We start from the raw sequence: 18138 nt of genomic DNA, 5'->3' as shown, positions 1-18138 counted from the left end.
TATACACCTTTTGTCAATTATGCCAAAAGTGTATGGTAAAAATGTCGCCTATTTGTCGCTTTGCTTCGAGACCAATCTATAACCGACGGAATGAATATTTGTTATCATCTCTTTGGGAAGTTTTTTTCTGAGTTTATACATGATCTTTCTGATATTTTCTATTTTAATGTCGATCATGTGAAAAAAAAGATAGCTGACGATCTCATCGTTTGAAACGGTCAGATTGAGTTTTGATACCAACAGCCGGACGATCAGCTGCTCGTAATTCGTAAGTATCAAAAGTTCGCCTTTGACGTAAATACTGTTTTGATCCTTATCGTAAAGGATATCTTGAGAGAGATGAACGGTATTTAAGAGATTTTCATCTTGATGCAGCGTATCGCAGACTATAAAAAGTTCATCAACGAGATTTGCGGCTGAAATGGGTTTGGATATAAAACGGCGAACGCCAAGGTTTATCAGGTTCAACAAATAACTGGAATCCTGATACGCCGAAAAGATTATGATCGTCTGATTTGAATTTATCTGTTTTATATGTTTTGTAAGCGTTACTCCATCCATATTTGGCATAGCGATATCGCTGAGCAAAATATCGTATTTCAGACCTTCGGAAAGTTGCTGCTTATAGAGATTCAGGGCTTCAGTTCCGTCATATGCGGAATCGACATGTTTAAATAGGGATGTAAAGAGTTTTTTCAAGCTTTTATGGAGTACAGGATAATCTTCTGCCATCAAAATATTCATATTCTGCGTCAATCGACGAAGTTTTTGTATCTTTTCTTTTATTCTGTTTTCCTGTAAACCTTTCATCTCAATATCTTCAATGCCGCCGCATATTCGTTTTTATTGTTCAGGTTCAAAAATGTTTCTTCATCTTTGAAATCCACGTACAGTGTATGTGAATCTTTTAAAAGCTTGCCGAGTTTGTGTTCGTTGTTTGTCAGCATCGCTTTAAAATCCGCATGCAGGTTTTTGCTGTAAAGACCGCACATAGGATGAATGCCTTGAGGAGTTTTTGCGATAACGGCGTCAAAACCCTCGTCCTTATGCTTTAAAATTTCCTCTATCTCTGTTTTGCCGACAAAGGGAGCATCGACGCTCAAAATGAACACCTGCTGTGTATGTAAAGCATCAAACAAAGCTACAAAGCCCGTGGTAGGAGCATAGATGCCATCGGTTTTTATATCTTCTATGAGATTCGCTTTTTCATTCTCTTTGAGAAAATCGAATTTGTCGGATGATTTACAGGATATATAAAGATTCGTAAATATCTTTTTGAGACGTTCGTATTGAAACTGTATGAGGGTGGGGTAGCCTCCAAAAGGCAATAGTGCTTTGTCTTCGCCCATGCGGGAGCTTTTTCCTCCGGCAAAGATGACGCATGGGATATCTGTCATTATTTGATGAGCTTTGCTTCGATACGGCGGTTTTGAGCACGTCCCTTTGCAGTAGCATTATCTGCGACGGGATTCTCTTCGCCCATACCGACGGCTTTGATTCTTTCGGACGAAACACCTTTCTTCTCGAGCATCGATTTTACGGCTTCGGCTCTTTTTAGTGAAAGCTTGAGATTATCCGTTTTTTTGCCGATGCTGTCCGTATAACCGATGATCTCGGCTTTGTAAACGGGTGCCGCATTTAAGAAATCCACGAATTTTTGGATATTTTTCTGTGACGGTTCATCGATATCGTATGAAGCATTATCGAAATTGATATGAAGGTTTACCTCTTTCATACAGCCCTCGGCATCGACTACGGTTACCTCTTTTGGGGTATTTGGACATTTGTCAAGAGAATTTTTCACTCCATCATTGTCATCGTCCGCATTTGCCAGTGCGGCTGCTTCGGCTTCGGCTTTCTCTTGGGCTGCTTTTCGCTCGGCTTCGGCTTTTTCTTTTGCCGCTTTCTCTTGGGCCGTTTTGTGCGCTTTTTCCGCAGAGTCTTCGACCACTATATTCTCTTGGTGCTGCTGCGCTCTTGTTTGGCCGAAAGCTATGTTCACTCCGGCGAGCAGAGCCAGATTGTTGTCCCATCTGTTGTCGTTGGCTTTAAGCATATAAACGGCTTCGAGTTTGAGAGATATATGATCTGTAAAAGGAATTTTCGCACCTACGCCTACATCGGCAAAACCCGAATCGTCATTGTGTGTCAGAGATGTTTTGTGTTCGCTCATGGTCTCATAGCCCAGTCCGGCTTTTACGAACGGGGTTAAAAGCGAAGTCTTTTCATATTCATAGACACCGTTTAAAGCGATACGGTAGATGTTCGTACTACCGTAATTTGGGTCAAAATCCGCATTGGAGTAGAGGATGGAGAGTTCAGGACTTACCGGCATGCCGATATTGTTGAGTTGAAACTCTCCGCCTAAAACTGCGTGGTTTTTGAGGTTTAGATTTCCTTCGGCTATATTGTAGCCGATAAGCGGAGTCACTTCATAGTCATACTGCTGTGCCAAAAGCAGAGCCGATGTTAAAAGCACAGGAATGGCAAACAGTTTTTTCATGTTCTCTCCTTTAGTTTTGGTTGTTGGGGTCCGTTATATATCCCGTTATTGCCGATACCGCAGCAACTGCCGAGTTTGCTAGATAGACTTTGGAGCTTCTGCTTCCCATACGGCCGACAAAGTTACGGTTTGTCGTAGAGACTGCGACTTCGTTATCTCCCAATATTCCCATATACCCTCCAAGGCAAGCCCCGCAAGTCGGATTGCTCACGACTCCGCCCGCATCGATAAGGATATCGATATAACCGAGTTTTGTCGCTTCTCTTAAGATCTTTTGCGTACCCGGAGTGATGATCAGACGCACATCCGGATGAACTTTTTTATCTTTTAATATCTCGGCTGCAACCTTTAAGTCACTCAATCTGCCGTTCGTACAGCTTCCGATAAATGCTTGGTCTATTTTGATGTGGTCAGCTACCGCTTGAGTTACGGAATGACCGTTAGACGGCAGGAACGGATAAGCAATAACCGGCTCTAGCGCTGCAACATCTATCTCAAGCACCTGTACATACGAGGCATCCTCATCGGAATGGTATATTTTCGGTTCACGCGCTAGGGTTTTGTCCGCCAAGAACTCTTTCGTGATATCGTCGTATGCCACTATTCCGCTTTTTGCACCCGCTTCGATGGCCATGTTACACATAGAGAATCTGTCGTCCATGCTAAGGTAAGGGATCGTGCTTCCCGTGAACTCTAACGTTCTGTAAAGCGCACCGTCAACTCCGATCATACGGATGATCTCAAGAATGATATCTTTACCCGTGGTATATTTACCCGGTTTTCCGCTTAGGATGACTTTTATCGACTCAGGAACTTTGAACCAGTTGCCTCCGGTGATCATGGCAAACGCCAGGTCGGTAGAACCCATACCCGTCGAAAAAGCACCCAAGGCACCGTGAGTACAAGTGTGGCTGTCCGCACCGATGATGACATCGCCCGGAACGACAAGACCTTTTTCAGGTAAAAGCGCGTGTTCGATTCCCATATCTTTTTCATCAAAAAAGTTTTTGAGGTTGTGTTTTTTTGCAAAATCACGGCTTACTCTCGCCTGATTGGCACTTGCTATGTCCTTTGCAGGGATAAAGTGATCGAGTACGATCGAAAATCCGTCCGGATTTGCAAGTTTGGTCGCACCGCTGTCTTCAAAAGCTTTGATAGATATAGGTGTTGTAATGTCGTTTCCTATGACCATATCGATGTTGGAACGGATGATCTCACCCGCGTAGACTTTGTGTCCGACATGACCGGAAAATATCTTTTCAGTAATGGTTTGTCCCATAATATAATTCCTTAATTTTACTGCATAAAATGAAGGAAACCCGTGACCGCTAAAGCTTGACACCAAAGTGCCAGAGTTTTTCATTTTGTTTTGCAAATTATACCCATTTAGAGTTGATGGCATTTTGAAATATTTTTATAAATCTGAAATTTTTGATGTTATTATTGTCGAAAAAGGATCGTTTTGTCTAAAATACTCGGAAAATGTCCATATTGCAAAGACGGCAGAGTCGAAGTACGCGCGATACAGGTTCAAGGTGCGCCGTTGAAGCTTTATGCCTGCACAAACGCTCATTGGCATTACGAGAGCGATTTTGCAGAGCTGACTTCAGATTCCACATGCGGTTTCAGGATATTTCAAAATCAGTTAAGACGCTGGAATAAAAAAGCTATCGGTGAAAACGAGATAAGAACGCTTTTAAAAGAGCAGCAGGTAAAAGTAAGACTTTACAGTGCAAATGCAAAAAAAGAGTATTTTAAATGGATAGTTGCGGATAGAGAGTACGGGGTATCCGTAGTTTGGGATGAGGATGTATAGACCGGAGTCTATACATGTAAATTACATCGGCGTAACGTTTTCCGCTTGAGGACCTTTTTGCCCTTCACCAACCTCGAATGTCACTGCTTGACCTTCAGCTAGAGAAACACGACCGGGACCTGTTCTGTTTACTTGACGAAAGTGAACAAATAGATCATTACCGCCGTTATTTTGTTGGATAAATCCATAACCTTTTTCTTCGTTGAACCATTTAACGGTTCCATGTAGCAATTCTGCCATAAAATACCTCTAGTAGGGAAAATACAATTCATAAACAGCACTACCTATCTATGAAATGGAGTCAAAGTCGAGGAAAGTCTATTCTTTTAGCAGATTATATAACGTAACACACTAAAGATGAATTCGAACCCCATCTTTCATCGAAAACATTATAGCTTTTTATTTAACACAATGCAAACAAATTTTTGTTATTAAATAGTATACTTACACAAAAAGAGTTAAAAAGTGCACAAAATAGGCAGATACACAAGGCTTACGCTCCTCCTTCTTTCGATGACCACAATGATGTCAAATGTCGCCATTGTGACGATGCTTCCCCATCTGAAGAACCATTTTACCGATGTAGCGGATATAGAATTTTTGTCGCGCATGATGATAACGCTTCCATCTTTGGCCATTGCTCTGCTGGCCCCCTTTATCGGTCATCTGGTGTATAAGGCGGGAAAATATATCTCTGCCGTTGCGGGACTTGTTCTGTTTAGTGCTGCCGGAAGTGCGGGACTGTATCTGCAGACCATCGAGGAGCTTTTGATATCAAGGTTTTTGCTGGGGATTGCCATAGGGATTTTGATGATCGTTACTACCTCTTTGATAGGCGATTACTTTAAGGGTGAAGCACGTCATAAATATATGGGAATACAGAGTCTTTTTATCTCTATGGGCGGAGTTTTCTTTGTGATTGGCGGAGGATATCTTTCCGATATCGACTGGAGATATCCGTTTGGCATCTATCTTATCGGCATAGTGCTGCTTCCTTTTGCGATAAGGTTTTTGGAAGAGACAGGTGCGCATAAAGAGGAGGACGAAGAGGTCGATCTCAATGCAAATATTTTTAAGATATATCTTCTGGCGTTCGCACTTATGCTTGTCTTTTACATTTTGCCGACACAGATGCCTTTTTTGATAGTCAACCATTTCGGGGCAAGCGGTACTTTGACGGGTGCTATCATTGCTATTGCTTTTGTTTCCAATGGGCTTGGAGCTTTGACGTTTGCCAGACTTAAAAAACATTTTTCTTTTGCGGCCGTTTATATTACGGGGATGGCGATCATCAGTGTAGGATTCGTACTCATCGGACTTGTCCGTGATGTCCGTCTGTTTTTTTTCACATCGTCGATCATGGGTTTTGGAGGCGGGATACTTATGACGAACATCTCGGCATGGATGCTGAGCCTCGTACATCATACGAAGCGCGTGAAATCTTCGGGGTATTTGACGAGTTCGCTTTTTTTGGGACAGTTTTTCTCCCCTATCGTTTCGCATCCCGTCGTAAGCTACTTCGGAGTACAGCATTTTTTTGTGGTCATGGGCGTATCGCTGGGATCGATCGTTTTGTTTGCCGGGATATATAAAAAACTAAAAGAAAGATGAAAAATAAGATCTTCTATCTAAAAACACAGTTTGTTTAAGTAAAGCTTTCTTTTTTTGTTATACTTTGAAGATGAATAAAACTACATTGGCAGCCATGTTGCTGTTTCTTGTTATGGGGATCTCGATATATATGAAGGAGAGTAGAAACCATTTGACCTATCCTCCGTTAAAGAACAATGCCGTCGTGCTCGCTTTTGGCGATAGCCTTACATACGGTTTTGGCGCTCCTATCGACTTCAGCTATCCTGCCGTGCTTGAAAAAAAGACGGGACTGCATGTCATAAATGCGGGCATTCCAGGTGAAGAGTCCCGAGAGGGCCTTATGCGCCTAAAAGGGCTCTTAAAGAAAAAACCCGACCTTGTCATTCTCTGCCACGGTGGCAACGATATCCTGCGCAAACGCTCTTTGGCAGAGCTCAAAAGCAATCTTTTACAGATGATTAAACTCATAAAACAAAGCGGTGCCGTCGTGATGCTGGTAGGTGTTCCCGATTTTCATATGCTGGGATTTAGAACCCTTCCTCTGTATAAAGAGGTCGCAAAAGAGACGGGAGTGATCTATGAAGACAAGATACTGACCCGCATCGAACTGCACAGAGAGTTCAAAAGCGATTATGTACATCCAAACGAAAAAGGCTATGCGATGATGGCCGATGCTTTTATCGAGGTTTTAAAAGAGAATAAACTGATAGATTGAGACAAAAAATCTTATTCAATGCTACACTATTGCATCGTTAGAGTGTTACAATGGCTGTATAGTAAATTGAATAAAGAGGTGTTTCATGATACTTATAGAGATGTTTACAGATTATATTCGCAACCGTAAAGACTTGAGAGAGTATGTAGAGATACGAAAGACCATTCATGAGCGCGGTGAATTCAACGATGATTCGCTCATCAAAATTCAAGAGAACCTTGAAAGGCTCAAAATCGACAACCCCGAGATCTACGAAAAGATGTATGCAGTTCTTGAAGAGGTGTTCAAACGTGATGTCGGTCAGATCGTAGACTATCCGCTTGATTTTGCCAGAGAGATTTTGAAGATGTATAAAAACAGATCTTCACAAAGCATCTATGAAGAGTATAGGGCCGTTCTCGAACACGAATATCAGACGATGAGCTGAGTATGGCGGCGCGATCGCTCACGCTCTTGCGAAAAGAGCGTGAGCGGGATGTGGTTTAAAAAAGACGATCAAGAAGTTTATTGACTCCCTGCTTTATGACCTCATGCTGCAGCTGTTCCATCATAGGGTCTTCTCTTGTCCCGACCTTTTGGACAGGAGCGTTTTGGTAGATTACTTTTGTCTCGGATTTTTGTTTGGCTATATCTTTTTGCGCCTGTAAAAACTTTCTCTGTTCCTCTTTCATATCGGCGTCGTTTTGCAGTTTTGTCGTTATATCTATCATCGCCGAGATGATGTTGTCGCTTATCCCCATTTTTGAGAGGATGTCTATCTCTTTGAGAGTGAACTCTTTGTAGGGTGTTTTTGTCCTGTTTATCAAAGAGATGACAAGTTTCTCGTTTTTTCCGCTTTGGATCAGTTTGCGGATATCTCCGACCTTCATCCCTTTTGGTCCTGTAAGAGCGAGTCTCAACGTGTCGTCAGGGATGAAGTTGACCGCGTTTGGATGTCTGTCAGTGTATGTTTTGAGTCCCTGCAGATCATTTTTTGCAATATATTCATTGACGTTTTTTCTTAGTTTTTCTTCAAGTTTTTTAAATCTTTTTTTCTTCGCTATCTCTTTTGTCGAAGCATAGTTGTACTTGGCATTTTGGATGTAGGAGATGAGATTTGAGTGTTTGTTTTGTATGGCGTATGCCATAGGTGTTTTTGTTTGGAAATCTTTTGCATCGGGATTCGCTCCGTTTTCAAGCAGATACTTCAGCACGTCGGTCTGGCCCATCATCGCCGCTACATGCAGCGGCGTCATTCCGTTATAGTTCAAGCTGTCGATGTCCGCACCTTCATCCAAAAAGAGTTTTACAAGGTCAAGATGCCCGTATCTTGCAGCTACGTACAGCGGCATCTGTCCGTCGAATGTTTTGGCGTCCAGCTTAGCTCCCTTTTGCAGAAGATAGCGGGCTACTTCCGTTTTTCCCTGCGCCGATGCAAGCAGCAACGGCGTCCATCCTACGGAGTTTCTGGCTTCAATGTTTGCGCCTTTTTCTATTAAAAACTTCACCGCGTCAAGCTGGCCGTTGTACGCACTGACAAGCAGGGGCGTCCAGCTCTCTTTGGTCGAGCTCTCTATCTTGGCACCGTGTTCTACGAGCAGTTTCATAAGAGGGACGTTCCCGTAATAAGATGCAGAATACAAAGCATCGACTCCGTTAACGTCTTGTGCATCGATATCTACGCCTTTGTTAAGGAGATATGTCGTAAGATCGAGATCATTTGCCCATAACGAAGACTGCAGAGGAGTCAGACCGGCATCTGTTTTGGCGTTGACATCGGCGCCGTGCTCTACCAGATATTTGGCGGTCTCAAAGTCGCTTGCCGCATGCAAAGGTGTAAAGCCGTAGGTCTCTTTGGCGTTGACATCGGCTTTTTTCTCTTCGACAAGATACTTTATGATCGCATTGCGTCGTACTTTGTCTGGCTGTTTGCCTGTGCCTCTTAGCGCTATGTAAAGAAGGTCGCCTCTTGGGTGTACCTTTGTCTTCACATCTATGGGATCGGCGGCAAAAGCGGCTTTGAACTGTTCAAGTGAGTTTTGCTGTATGGCATCATAAAACGGTTTGTATTTTGTGTACTCGTCCGTCACCTGCGCTATCTGCGCCGTTCGCGATGTTTGTTCTGTCTGCATCGTTCTTCGTTTGCCGGTGTCGTTTGCAAGAGGAGCGTTCGTAGCGCATCCCGCAAGCACCAAAGAGAAAAAAGACAATGATAAAAAATAGTTTACAATACGCATAAAATACCCCTTTTTAATGAGAGTAAGATTTTAACTTGTAAATATACGGTTGTCAATATACAAAGGTCAAGAGAAACGAAAAATAGCGTGATGTCGTAAAAGAGAAACTTTTATATCCCGCTTGCGGTGAGGACTATCGATCTGCTACCAGCATTTTCTCTGTGTTCGCCCAAGTAGATTCCTTGCCATGTGCCGAGATTAAGTCTGCCCTCTGTTATGGGAATATTGAGAGATACACCGAGAAGCGAGGACTTTGCATGAGCAGGCATGTCGTCTTCTCCCTCGTAGGTGTGCTTGAAGTAGGGCTTCTCATCGCAAAGATCGCTAAAAAGGTTTTCCATATCGCTTCTCACTTCCCGCTCGCAGTTTTCGTTGATACTTAGACTCGCACTCGTGTGTTTTAAAAAGATGTTGAGCATCCCGACCTTTATCTCTGTGAGGTCTATGGCTTGGAGTATCTCGTCGGTGATGATGTGAAAGCCTCTTGGACGGGGGCGCAGTTTTATCTCAATTTGAATGAAGCGCATCAAGATCCGCCTTTTATCCTGTTTTTATACCCTGCATTGATGCGAAAGTGAAGTCCTAAAAAGTAGGCATAGGTGATCGCTTTTTTGAGCAGGTATGCCGTGTAGCCTTTTACCTTTAAAAATCCGAACATCTCTCCTACTGCGTATTTGCCTCCAAGAGCCACGAACATTCCGCTCACATCGGCATCAAAAGGTTTGGAGGTTCTGCCCGTGATTCTGTCGATGATGACGTTTGCTACGTATTCTGCACTTTTTTCCGCTGTTTGAGCAGTCGGCGGGAGGATCTTTCCATGGATATCTTTAAGCTCCACGCAGTCTCCTATGGCAAAGACGTTTTTTGTGCCGTTGATGTTGAGTTCTTTGTTTGGAATGAACTGCTCGATCCTGTTCTTTTCGCCTTGAGTGTTTTCATTGAGCGTAGAAGCTTTGATACCGCCTGTAAAGACCATAAAATGGTAGTTAAGGGTATCGCCGTTTTTAAAGTAGATGGTTGTTTTATCCAGCTTTTCAATGAATGCACCCGTAAGAATGTTTACACCGACGTTTTGTAGTCTTTTATGGGTTTTTTCTATAATGAAACGGCTCATTCCCGGCAAAATAGTGTCGCTTGCGTCTATGAGGTATATCTTTATCTTTTTTGCGCGTTCGCCCAGGGTCTTGCTGTATATCTCGATGACATGCGCCATCTCCGCAGCTACTTCCACGCCGCTCAGACCCGCTCCGCCTATGGCGAGGTTGATCTCGTCGGTGCCGCTTATCTCTTCGTTTTCCAGTTTTTTGTAGATGAGGTTTTCAAACTCTTTTCTGAAGTTGTAGGCGCGCATGAGTTTTTTGACGCCGTAGCTGTTCTCTCTAAGCCCTTCTATAAAAGAGAAAAAGTTGGTCTGCGCTCCCGTGGCGATGATGAGGTAGTCGTATGAGATCTCTTTTTTTTCCGTCGTAACGGTTTGTTTTTCATAGTCGACGGCAGTCGCTTTTTCATAGAGGAAGTCGACTCTTTTTTTAAACCCGCGGCACCATTTGTCAAGATCTATGGCGATGTCATGGATATCAAAACGTCCCGCGATGTAGCCGTATGCCTCTGTCTGGAGGTAATGGTAGGGATTTTTGTCGATGAGCGTTATGTCGAGATCTTTGTGTTTTGCCAAAAATTCGATGGCGCGCAATCCGCCGTAACCTCCGCCGATGACCACTACTTTTGTACTCAAAAGACAACCTTTGATTCTTTTTTTACAATTATACAGAGTTACAGTTACAATTCAATCAGTTTTTCGATACAAATCTTAACCATAGATAGCCAAAAATTCCCGCAAACAAAGAAGCCGACAAAATCCCGACTTTTGCCTGAAATACAAGCTCACTATTTCCTGGAAATGCCAAATCCGCTACGAAAATAGACATAGTAAAACCGATACCTCCCAGAAAGGCCACACCGAAGATCTGATTCATAGTACTTCCCTGTGGAAGTTTTGCTATTCTTAATTTGATCGCTAGCCAGGAAACACCAAATATTCCTATCGCCTTTCCTAAAATAAGACCGAATACAACGCCAAGGGACACGGGTTTCATAATAGTAGTGCCGATAGCGGAAAAGTCTAGGGTAATACCTGCGTTTGCAAGTGCAAAAAGAGGGATGATGATGAGAGCCACGGGAAGGTGCAAGCCGCGTTCCAACCTTGCTGCAGGCGTTCCGACAGCGTCTATTCTGTCTTGTATATTTATCAAAATGGCTTTTTGTTTTTCGTGCATAGCGTGGTCTGTACTTACGGGATATTTATCATATTGATTCAACAACTCTCTTGTGTGTTCTGTAAAGTCCGAAGGAGTCTGTTTTGGTTTTGAGGGTATTGCCATGGCGGCTATTACCCCCGCTATCGTCGCATGTACTCCTGATTCTAACATAAAAAACCACATCAGCAGACCAACAATGAAATAGGGCAGGATCATATGTATTCCAAAACGGTTGAATGCAACCATGATCAAAAAGGCCGCTCCGGCTAAAACGAGCGGAAGAAAAACTATCTGCTGGGTATAAAATATCGCAATGACCAAAACGGCACCGAGATCGTCGACGATGGCAAGCGCGACCAAAAATGTCACTAGTGCGGTAGGTATCCTTTTTCCAAGCAGTACTAAAGCACTGATAGCAAAGGCGATATCCGTTGCCATCGGCACTCCCCATCCTGAAGCTCCCGGAGTGCTCGCGTTGATGGAAGAGTAAATGAGTGCGGGAAAAAACATGCCGCCAATGGCTGCTAAAATAGGCAAAATAGCGACTTTGATATTCGAAAGCTCGCCGGCTAGGATCTCTCTTTTTATCTCAAGCCCGATAATAAAGAAAAATATGGCCATAAGCCCGTCGTTTATCCAGTGGTGAATAGTGTGGGAGAACTGCCAAGAACCGACATTTAAATCCACTTTCGTGTGAAAAAAGTGAGCATATGCTTCCGTAAGAGGAGTGTTGGCAAGTATCAAAGCCAGTACGGTCATAAATATCAAGATCATACCGGTAGTCGTCTGTGCATGTATAAAATGTTCAAACGGTGTGGCGATTTTATTAAAAGCTCTTTCCCAAGGGGCGTATAATTTCATTGTTCATCCTTCTTGATAGAGTAGAGCGTGCTGCTTGATTATACAAAACACCTGTTTAACATATATTGAGAAAAAGTGGAGGTTTGTTTGCTTCGGTATAGTTTTCACTTTTCATATGTTTCTAGAATACTTGGAATAAATTTCGAGTTGATAACATATATAGAATTAGCATTTTTATTAAAAATATTTTCGATATTAGAAAAATATATTAGCAGATATTTATGGTTAAAAACAAGCCATGAAATGAGAAAAGAACTAAGAAAAGGAGTATATTTAAAATCGTATAATTTAGCTTTTAACGAGTCAGTTAATTCATCTAACGCCATTGTATTCCTTATTATTAAATGTAGAAATTATATCATTATTACATGTAAGTAAAATTTTTTCTGAAAGTAGTAAAAGAGTCTGGTGGACAGTGAGGGATTCGAACCCTCGGTAGGTTGCCCTACGGCCGCGTTCCAGGCGACTGGATTAAACCAGCTCTCCCAACTGTCCGCGTTTGAAGAGTGTGATTATAGCGAAAAATTTTCTATCTTGCTAAATTTCATCGTATTTATGTCTAAAATTATGTATGAGGAGTAGTCAAACCTGATGCAAAACGCCTCTTCGAGCCCTATTTTGTCGATAATGGAGATGAGCACCCTGATGACTCCCGCATGAGTTACGGCCAGGATGTTTTTTTTCTTCAGTGAGGGCAGGTAGTCTAAAAAAAACTCTTTTACTCTTCGGATGTAGGCTTCATAGTCTTCTCCGTCAAGCGCGTTTACCCACTGCATAAAATCTTCGTAGGCGAACTCTTCGCTTTGTATGATCTCATCGAAGCTCATTCCCTCGTGCCTTCCCCATGATTTTTCTCTCAAATCTTCGGTAAAGACCGGCTCGACCTGCAAGGCAAACGGCGCGAGCGTCTGGCGTGCGCGTTTGAGGTCGGAGCAGAACACTCCGTCGAACTTTGCATCTTTAAAATGTTCCGCCAGTTTTTGCGCCTGTTTTTCCCCTTCGGACGAGAGGGAGATGTCGATATGCCCGTTGTAGCGCATCTTGTAGAGGTCTTGTACGTCAGCATGGCGGATAAGGGTTATCATCATCTTATATGTTCTATGATGATGAGGTTAAGCAGCAGCAGTTCGGTCACCTCGATGGTAAAGCCGTAAATATCTCCGCTGAACCCGCCCAGACGTCCTATGAAAAACCTTGCCGTTAAAAGCAGAAACAGACCTGCCAAAAGAAAGGGCGCAAAGAAAAAATGAAAAGAAAAACCGAGCGCTGCTACGTATAAAAATGCAAAAAGCAGCTGCGGACGCGTGAACTCCTCTTTTGCGAGCGCGCTCATTCCGTTTTTTGTGATGTAGGGGAAAAAGTAGATGGCAAGAGAAGCGTTGAACCTTGCATACATCAGTACAAACGGAAGCAGATAATAGGCTCCAAACGACGCGACGGATGAAGCTTTTAAAAGTAGAAACACGACACTGAAGGTCATGCCCATCCCGCCGACATGCGGGTCTTTCATCACCTCCACGGCTCTCTCTTTACTCACAAAAAGTCCGTCTATCGTGTCGCTGAAGCCGTCCATGTGCAAAGCCCCGGTGATGCCCACCCAAAGAGCAAAGACGATGATGCCAAGATGAAACGGCGGGACGTAGGGTGCTAAAAGCGCCGAAGCTCCCCACAGGATGAGCCCGATGATAAACCCGACAAGCGGGTAGGACATCGCCGCATAGCCGTTTATCCCTTTGAAAAAGTCGTGGACTTTGAAAAAGGGGATGACGGTCATCATGTTAAATGCGAGGAGAAACCCTTTTAGCGCTTTTGTCATTTTATCTTTACCGCTATGCCCGCGATGTTGTTGTAGACCTCTTTGCACGCGGCGGCGAGATATTGCGATACTCGTCCGTTGATATCCACGAAATCGCGTGTGAGTCTGTCTGCGCCGACGACGCTGCAGCCCACGTCGTTTTGCACAAAGACTATCTGCGCGTCGAGTTTGCTTAGTATGTCTATCTGTTTTATCATGTCGTCTTCGGTAAAGCCGTGGTAGAGGAGATTGTTTATCCACATGCTCACGCATTCTATGAGCACGATCCCTTTGAAGTCATGTAAAACCGACGGCAGGTTTAAAGGCTCTTCCACGGTCAAAAAGCGTTCGTTTCTCTGCAGCTTGTGCGCTTCTATGCGGGTCTGCATCTCGTCGTCTACGAACTCTGTCGTAGCCAGATAGATGGGGATGTGTTTGGATTTTTTGAGTACATAGTTTTCGGCATTCTTGCTTTTTCCGCTTTTGATACCGCCGATGAAAAGAGCTCTACATGCCATACATTATCGCCTCTATCTCTTTGACTATCTGTTCGTTCGTAAGCGCGTTTGAAAATCCGTAGGCAAGCGCGGCTCCCGCTCCCACTCCCTCTTTTGCTTCGCCTTCGTCGTATTTTTTCAGTATCGGTATCTCTGCGGATGCGAAGGAAAACTCCGCATACAGAGCATTTGGAGTGTAGCTCAGCTGCGAGAGTATCTTTTTGATGTCGGAATTTTTGTCTTTTGCCACCCATGCGGTAGTGGCAAGAGTCAGGTTGTCGGAGTTCAGGCGCATAAGCACGTCTTCTCTGAGCTTATCGGCTACGAGCAGACATGCCGCCATCTGTGTTCCGCCCGCGAGCACGACATGAAATCTTTTTGTCGCTTCAAGCAGAAAACCTGCGCAGAAGATGAGCATATTGTCGCTCGCGGTACCGAGCTTTTCAAAACTGCTCATCTTCTCATTTACGAGTGAAAGCGCTTCATCGAGGGTCTTTTTTCTGATCTTGTTTGGTACATTTAAAAAGCTTGAAGAGAAACACTCCTCAAGTTCATACCCAAGAGCAAGAGCAGTTGCGGCTGCCGTGGTCGTACCGCTTGGCGTGCTCTCGCCGAGGATGAGGTAGTTTCCTTTTAGTTCATACTCGCGTCCGAACTTCATCCCTTTGTAAAAAAGCTCCTGTGCATTTATGTCCGCACCTTTGTTAATGGCTTTTGAAGGAGATATTTCAAAATCATGGATACGGCAGTTTTGCGGTTTGGTATCAAGTCCGAGATCTAAGATCTCTATGCTTGTAAAAGATCTCAGATTGTGTACGGCACGGGTCATAAGAGCGGGTGTGGGAACGCCTGTGGGCGTTTCGGCAAGCTCGCCGAGAGAAAAAACTTTCTGATTAACAATAAATTCGGCGTCAAGAGCAGGCGTGAGAGGGATCTTTCCCGGAATACCCGCTTGTGTGATACCCTCCAGCTCACAAGTACGAGTAACACTTGCCGCCAGTAAAAAATCTGCATTGCCTTTTGGCAGAGATGATAAAGAGTCATCAAAAATATTTTTTATCATTTTTTTCCTTTTGCGAGATTTTATCAAAAAATCTCCGATTTGTGTGAGGCGCGTAGATTGAGAGCAGGAAACAGAGATAAAAACATTTCTTTTGTTTTATAACGTTAAATTTAGAAATTTTAAGATATTATGTTATATTAAGTAATAATCAAAATCATTAAGACATTGACGATATATTGTTCTTATATTGATAAAATGTCCCGAAATTTTGCAAGATATTGCATTATCTTCAATAACGCTAAAAACAGCAGGTTTTAAAGGGTGAGAATATGACAATCAAACAAAAATTAGCATATGGCATCGGGATTATCGTTGTCGGCATTTTGGCAAACATAGTTGTTGTGTATTCAAACGTCGATGACGTATATAATTTAAGTAAAACAACCGCAAACGAGTCAGTTCCTTTCGCGTTGCGGGCAAGTGACGCCAAATATCAAACATCGCAGGTTCAGCAGTTTTTGACAGATGCTTCCTTGACTCAGGATCCAGAATCGATTAAAGAAGCAGAGAATGCTTATAATGAGTTCATGAAAGATATGGATCAGTTTTTAAAGATGTATGAAAACGAGCACAACAAACAGCTGATACAAAACATAAAATCGACCAAAAAAGATATGGACAATCTTATGGCAGCCGGGAAAGATATGGTAAAACAGTATGCCATCAGTAAAGAAGCCGGCGACAAAGAGATGGAAAATTTTGACAAGAGCAGCGAGCTTATGATGGCGGGAATAGACAAGATCAGAGATTCTCAGACAAAAGAGGCTCTTGACAATTCCGAATCGACCATGCATAAAGCGAATTTTACAAAAGTCTTTTCTCTAATCATTGGGTTTATCAATATCGCTATCGGTCTTGCGGTAGGGTATGTCTTGATGAAAAATATCGTGAGCTCTATCAAAAATTTCGGAGAAGTGATAGACACTATCGCCGATAATCATGATTTCAGTCGTGCTATAAAACTTTCAGGCAACGACGAGCTTTCGGAAATGGGAGACAAGATCAACCATCTTGTTCAAAATCTGTCTAAATCTTTTCAAGAGATCAAATCTGCTTCAAGTGAAAATCTTTCGGTTGCCGCGGAACTCTCCTCTACCACTTTGGTGATCGGACAAGCGGCCGAAGAGGAAGCAAAAGTCGTTAATGAAACCACTGCAGAGTCCAATTTGACCAAAGAGGCAATCATCACATCTTCTCATGAAGCGCAGGCGGTGCGTGAGAAAGCCATAAGCGCGCGCAATACGCTTAAAGAGGCACAAGAAGCGCTTAGAGATACGAACAAACAGCTTCTGCTTACAGTAGAGATTGAGGGTGAGATAAATCATAAGTTAAATACGCTTTCAACCGAAGCAGCACAGGTCAAAGAGGTGCTAAACGTCATCTCCGACATCGCGGATCAAACGAACCTGCTTGCGCTTAATGCGGCTATCGAAGCAGCGCGTGCGGGAGAGCATGGACGCGGGTTCGCCGTCGTTGCCGATGAAGTGCGCAAGCTTGCAGAACGCACGCAGAAAAGCCTTGTAGAAACCAACGCTACGGTAAACGTCATCGTCCAATCCATTACCGAGATCACGGAGCAGATGAACGGTAATACAAGCCGCATGGAGGATCTGGCACATTCATCTTCTGATCTTGACCACAACACCGAAGTGGCAGTTCATACACTTTCAGATACCGTTCATGACATTGAAAAACTGGCATCCGATTCTCAAAAAAATGCCTCGACTATCGAAAATATTATAAGCAGAATCGAAAATATACGCCAGCTATCGTCGTCTAATGCAAGAAGCGTCGAAGAGATCGCTTCGGCCGCCGAACACCTGCATAAGATGACTGAACATCTAAGCAGTCAGATATCCATTTATCGTACGTAAGTGCGATAATAAAAATGTATTTTCACCGGGTACATATCGAGGTCACAAACATCTGCGGCCTCTCCTGCAGTTTCTGTACCCCTAAAAAACAGCCTCCAAAAACCATGAGCATCGCCTTTTTTGAAAAAGTGCTTACCGAGTTGAAACCGTATACAAGAACACTGGCTTTTCATATCTTGGGTGATCCTCTTACCCTTTCAAATCTTGCTTTATATCTTGAGTCAGCATATCTTCAAGGCTTTGAAGTGGAGCTTACAACAAGCGGGTACTATTTAAAAAAAACTCCCTTTTCCACACTTTTTCATCCTGCAGTCAGACAGATAAACATCTCTCTTAACAGCTATAACAAAAACTCTCTGAACATGGGATTTGAAGAGTATATGCAGAGTGTAATGAAAATCTGCAAGGAGAAGTTAAAAAATCATCCCAAACCTTTTATCAATTTGAGAATTTGGAATCTGGACGAGCACTTTTCCGAACTTTCGTTTAACAAAAAGATTTTTGACTATCTACGGCAGCACTTCGATATAGAAGTTGACGAAACCAAGATATATGAAGAAAAGATAAGATCGATCCGTATAGACTCGAAAATAGTTCTAAGATTCGACAATTATTTTGAATGGCCTTCGCTTACCTCTTCGCATCAAAGCCATGGTTCATGTTATGGGCTTAAGTCGCATATAGGAATCTTGGCAGACGGAACGGTCGTCCCTTGCTGTTTAGACGGTGAAGGTGTCATAAATCTCGGAAATATCGGAGAAATACCCCTAAAAGAGATATTAAAAGCAAACCGCGCACAAACTATGATCAAAGGTTTTGCACAGATGAAAGCCGTCGAAGAACTTTGTGTAAAGTGCAGTTATAAAAATAGATTTCAAAATTTTTTATAACTACATTTGCGAGTTTTTCGATACAATAATACGCAGATATTTAAACGGTCTAAGATG

The 18138-nt window shown here is 43.1% G+C and carries 19 protein-coding genes and 1 tRNA gene; 6 read left to right on the top strand and 14 right to left on the bottom strand.

Annotated features, from left to right (window positions below; all coding sequences use genetic code 11):
- Positions 1–48: 48 nt before the first annotated feature.
- The 4 genes from WCY03_RS10810 to leuC are packed head-to-tail and all read right to left on the bottom strand — an operon-like array spanning position 49 to position 3782.
- Positions 49–810, bottom strand: coding sequence for a response regulator transcription factor (locus WCY03_RS10810; protein ID WP_345992832.1), 762 nt, complete (start codon positions 808–810; stop codon positions 49–51).
- Positions 807–1397 (bottom strand): molybdenum cofactor guanylyltransferase MobA, encoded by a 591-nt coding sequence (mobA, locus tag WCY03_RS10805; RefSeq protein WP_345992831.1) that lies wholly within the window; start codon positions 1395–1397, stop codon positions 807–809. Before mobA ends, WCY03_RS10810 begins: the two co-directional genes overlap by 4 nt.
- Complete coding sequence (locus WCY03_RS10800; RefSeq protein ID WP_345992830.1) at positions 1397–2503, bottom strand: OmpA family protein; 1107 nt, start codon at positions 2501–2503, stop codon at positions 1397–1399. Before WCY03_RS10800 ends, mobA begins: the two co-directional genes overlap by 1 nt.
- 10 nt (positions 2504–2513) lie before the next feature.
- Positions 2514–3782: a 3-isopropylmalate dehydratase large subunit gene (leuC, locus tag WCY03_RS10795; RefSeq protein ID WP_345992829.1), complete on the bottom strand. Its 1269-nt coding sequence runs from the start codon at positions 3780–3782 to the stop codon at positions 2514–2516.
- Between the two features lie 183 nt (positions 3783–3965).
- Between leuC and WCY03_RS10790 the strand changes: the two genes are divergently transcribed.
- A complete protein-coding gene (locus WCY03_RS10790; RefSeq protein WP_345992828.1) occupies positions 3966–4319 on the top strand; it encodes a hypothetical protein in 354 nt (117 codons plus the stop codon).
- A gap of 21 nt (positions 4320–4340) precedes the next feature.
- Here WCY03_RS10790 and WCY03_RS10785 read toward each other — a convergent pair whose 3' ends face one another.
- Complete coding sequence (locus tag WCY03_RS10785; RefSeq protein WP_345979872.1) at positions 4341–4559, bottom strand: cold-shock protein; 219 nt, start codon at positions 4557–4559, stop codon at positions 4341–4343.
- Between the two features lie 225 nt (positions 4560–4784).
- On the opposite strand from WCY03_RS10785, the gene WCY03_RS10780 reads away from it, so the two are divergent.
- The 3 genes from WCY03_RS10780 (at position 4785) to WCY03_RS10770 (ending at position 7054) form a co-directional block, all read left to right on the top strand.
- Positions 4785–5930 carry an MFS transporter gene (locus WCY03_RS10780; RefSeq protein WP_345992827.1) on the top strand — a complete coding sequence of 382 codons (1146 nt, stop codon included), beginning with the start codon at positions 4785–4787 and terminating at the stop codon, positions 5928–5930.
- A gap of 130 nt (positions 5931–6060) precedes the next feature.
- Complete coding sequence (locus WCY03_RS10775) at positions 6061–6627, top strand: arylesterase (RefSeq protein ID WP_345992826.1); 567 nt, start codon at positions 6061–6063, stop codon at positions 6625–6627.
- An 85-nt stretch (positions 6628–6712) separates the two neighbouring features.
- Entirely contained in the window at positions 6713–7054 is a 342-nt protein-coding gene (locus tag WCY03_RS10770; protein ID WP_345992825.1) for a hypothetical protein, read from the top strand.
- A 55-nt stretch (positions 7055–7109) separates the two neighbouring features.
- Here WCY03_RS10770 and WCY03_RS10765 read toward each other — a convergent pair whose 3' ends face one another.
- The 9 genes from WCY03_RS10765 to WCY03_RS10725 form a co-directional block, all read right to left on the bottom strand.
- Positions 7110–8843: an ankyrin repeat domain-containing protein gene (locus WCY03_RS10765; RefSeq protein ID WP_345992824.1), complete on the bottom strand. Its 1734-nt coding sequence runs from the start codon at positions 8841–8843 to the stop codon at positions 7110–7112.
- Positions 8844–8953: 110 nt separating this feature from the next.
- Entirely contained in the window at positions 8954–9370 is a 417-nt protein-coding gene (locus tag WCY03_RS10760; protein ID WP_345992823.1) for a secondary thiamine-phosphate synthase enzyme YjbQ, read from the bottom strand.
- Complete coding sequence (locus tag WCY03_RS10755; RefSeq protein ID WP_345992822.1) at positions 9370–10578, bottom strand: NAD(P)/FAD-dependent oxidoreductase; 1209 nt, start codon at positions 10576–10578, stop codon at positions 9370–9372. Before WCY03_RS10755 ends, WCY03_RS10760 begins: the two co-directional genes overlap by 1 nt.
- Before the next feature lie 55 nt (positions 10579–10633).
- Positions 10634–11962: a Na+/H+ antiporter NhaA gene (gene nhaA, locus WCY03_RS10750; protein WP_345992821.1), complete on the bottom strand. Its 1329-nt coding sequence runs from the start codon at positions 11960–11962 to the stop codon at positions 10634–10636.
- 406 nt (positions 11963–12368) lie between these two features.
- Positions 12369–12457: transfer RNA gene (locus WCY03_RS10745), tRNA-Ser, on the bottom strand.
- Positions 12458–12474: 17 nt separating this feature from the next.
- A complete protein-coding gene (locus WCY03_RS10740) occupies positions 12475–13050 on the bottom strand; it encodes a histidine phosphatase family protein (RefSeq protein WP_345992820.1) in 576 nt (191 codons plus the stop codon).
- Positions 13047–13778, bottom strand: a complete 732-nt coding sequence (locus WCY03_RS10735) for an adenosylcobinamide-GDP ribazoletransferase (protein WP_345992819.1) — start codon at positions 13776–13778, stop codon at positions 13047–13049. Before WCY03_RS10735 ends, WCY03_RS10740 begins: the two co-directional genes overlap by 4 nt.
- On the bottom strand, positions 13775–14275 hold the full coding sequence (locus WCY03_RS10730) for a bifunctional adenosylcobinamide kinase/adenosylcobinamide-phosphate guanylyltransferase (protein ID WP_345992818.1): 501 nt from the start codon (positions 14273–14275) through the stop codon (positions 13775–13777). The genes WCY03_RS10735 and WCY03_RS10730 overlap by 4 nt, the downstream gene beginning before the upstream one ends.
- Positions 14265–15317 (bottom strand): nicotinate-nucleotide--dimethylbenzimidazole phosphoribosyltransferase, encoded by a 1053-nt coding sequence (locus WCY03_RS10725; protein WP_345992817.1) that lies wholly within the window; start codon positions 15315–15317, stop codon positions 14265–14267. Before WCY03_RS10725 ends, WCY03_RS10730 begins: the two co-directional genes overlap by 11 nt.
- 269 nt (positions 15318–15586) lie before the next feature.
- Between WCY03_RS10725 and WCY03_RS10720 the strand changes: the two genes are divergently transcribed.
- Both WCY03_RS10720 and WCY03_RS10715 read left to right on the top strand, forming a co-directional pair.
- Positions 15587–17191: a methyl-accepting chemotaxis protein gene (locus WCY03_RS10720; protein WP_345992816.1), complete on the top strand. Its 1605-nt coding sequence runs from the start codon at positions 15587–15589 to the stop codon at positions 17189–17191.
- A 14-nt stretch (positions 17192–17205) separates the two neighbouring features.
- Positions 17206–18081, top strand: a complete 876-nt coding sequence (locus WCY03_RS10715; RefSeq protein WP_345992815.1) for a radical SAM/SPASM domain-containing protein — start codon at positions 17206–17208, stop codon at positions 18079–18081.
- Positions 18082–18138: the final 57 nt, after the last annotated feature.

Origin of the sequence: Sulfurimonas sp. HSL-1716, assembly GCF_039645975.1 — a bacterium.
In the GTDB taxonomy this organism is placed as follows: domain Bacteria; phylum Campylobacterota; class Campylobacteria; order Campylobacterales; family Sulfurimonadaceae; genus Hydrocurvibacter; species Hydrocurvibacter sulfurireducens.
This window is presented reverse-complemented; position numbering and strand designations above follow the sequence as displayed.

What these genes read in the sequence shown, in the direction of transcription:
- WCY03_RS10715 (WP_345992815.1), top strand. Translation starts at nt 17,206, where the DNA reads ATGTATTTTCACCGGGTACATATCGAGGTCACAAACATCTGCGGCCTC.
- leuC (WP_345992829.1), bottom strand. Translation starts at nt 3,782, where the DNA reads ATGGGACAAACCATTACTGAAAAGATATTTTCCGGTCATGTCGGACAC.
- WCY03_RS10785 (WP_345979872.1), bottom strand. Translation starts at nt 4,559, where the DNA reads ATGGCAGAATTGCTACATGGAACCGTTAAATGGTTCAACGAAGAAAAA.
- WCY03_RS10720 (WP_345992816.1), top strand. Translation starts at nt 15,587, where the DNA reads ATGACAATCAAACAAAAATTAGCATATGGCATCGGGATTATCGTTGTC.
- mobA (WP_345992831.1), bottom strand. Translation starts at nt 1,397, where the DNA reads ATGACAGATATCCCATGCGTCATCTTTGCCGGAGGAAAAAGCTCCCGC.
- WCY03_RS10725 (WP_345992817.1), bottom strand. Translation starts at nt 15,317, where the DNA reads ATGATAAAAAATATTTTTGATGACTCTTTATCATCTCTGCCAAAAGGC.
- WCY03_RS10800 (WP_345992830.1), bottom strand. Translation starts at nt 2,503, where the DNA reads ATGAAAAAACTGTTTGCCATTCCTGTGCTTTTAACATCGGCTCTGCTT.
- WCY03_RS10760 (WP_345992823.1), bottom strand. Translation starts at nt 9,370, where the DNA reads ATGCGCTTCATTCAAATTGAGATAAAACTGCGCCCCCGTCCAAGAGGC.
- WCY03_RS10735 (WP_345992819.1), bottom strand. Translation starts at nt 13,778, where the DNA reads ATGACAAAAGCGCTAAAAGGGTTTCTCCTCGCATTTAACATGATGACC.
- nhaA (WP_345992821.1), bottom strand. Translation starts at nt 11,962, where the DNA reads ATGAAATTATACGCCCCTTGGGAAAGAGCTTTTAATAAAATCGCCACA.
- WCY03_RS10770 (WP_345992825.1), top strand. Translation starts at nt 6,713, where the DNA reads ATGATACTTATAGAGATGTTTACAGATTATATTCGCAACCGTAAAGAC.
- WCY03_RS10775 (WP_345992826.1), top strand. Translation starts at nt 6,061, where the DNA reads ATGAAGGAGAGTAGAAACCATTTGACCTATCCTCCGTTAAAGAACAAT.
- WCY03_RS10765 (WP_345992824.1), bottom strand. Translation starts at nt 8,843, where the DNA reads ATGCGTATTGTAAACTATTTTTTATCATTGTCTTTTTTCTCTTTGGTG.
- WCY03_RS10740 (WP_345992820.1), bottom strand. Translation starts at nt 13,050, where the DNA reads ATGATGATAACCCTTATCCGCCATGCTGACGTACAAGACCTCTACAAG.
- WCY03_RS10810 (WP_345992832.1), bottom strand. Translation starts at nt 810, where the DNA reads ATGAAAGGTTTACAGGAAAACAGAATAAAAGAAAAGATACAAAAACTT.
- WCY03_RS10730 (WP_345992818.1), bottom strand. Translation starts at nt 14,275, where the DNA reads ATGGCATGTAGAGCTCTTTTCATCGGCGGTATCAAAAGCGGAAAAAGC.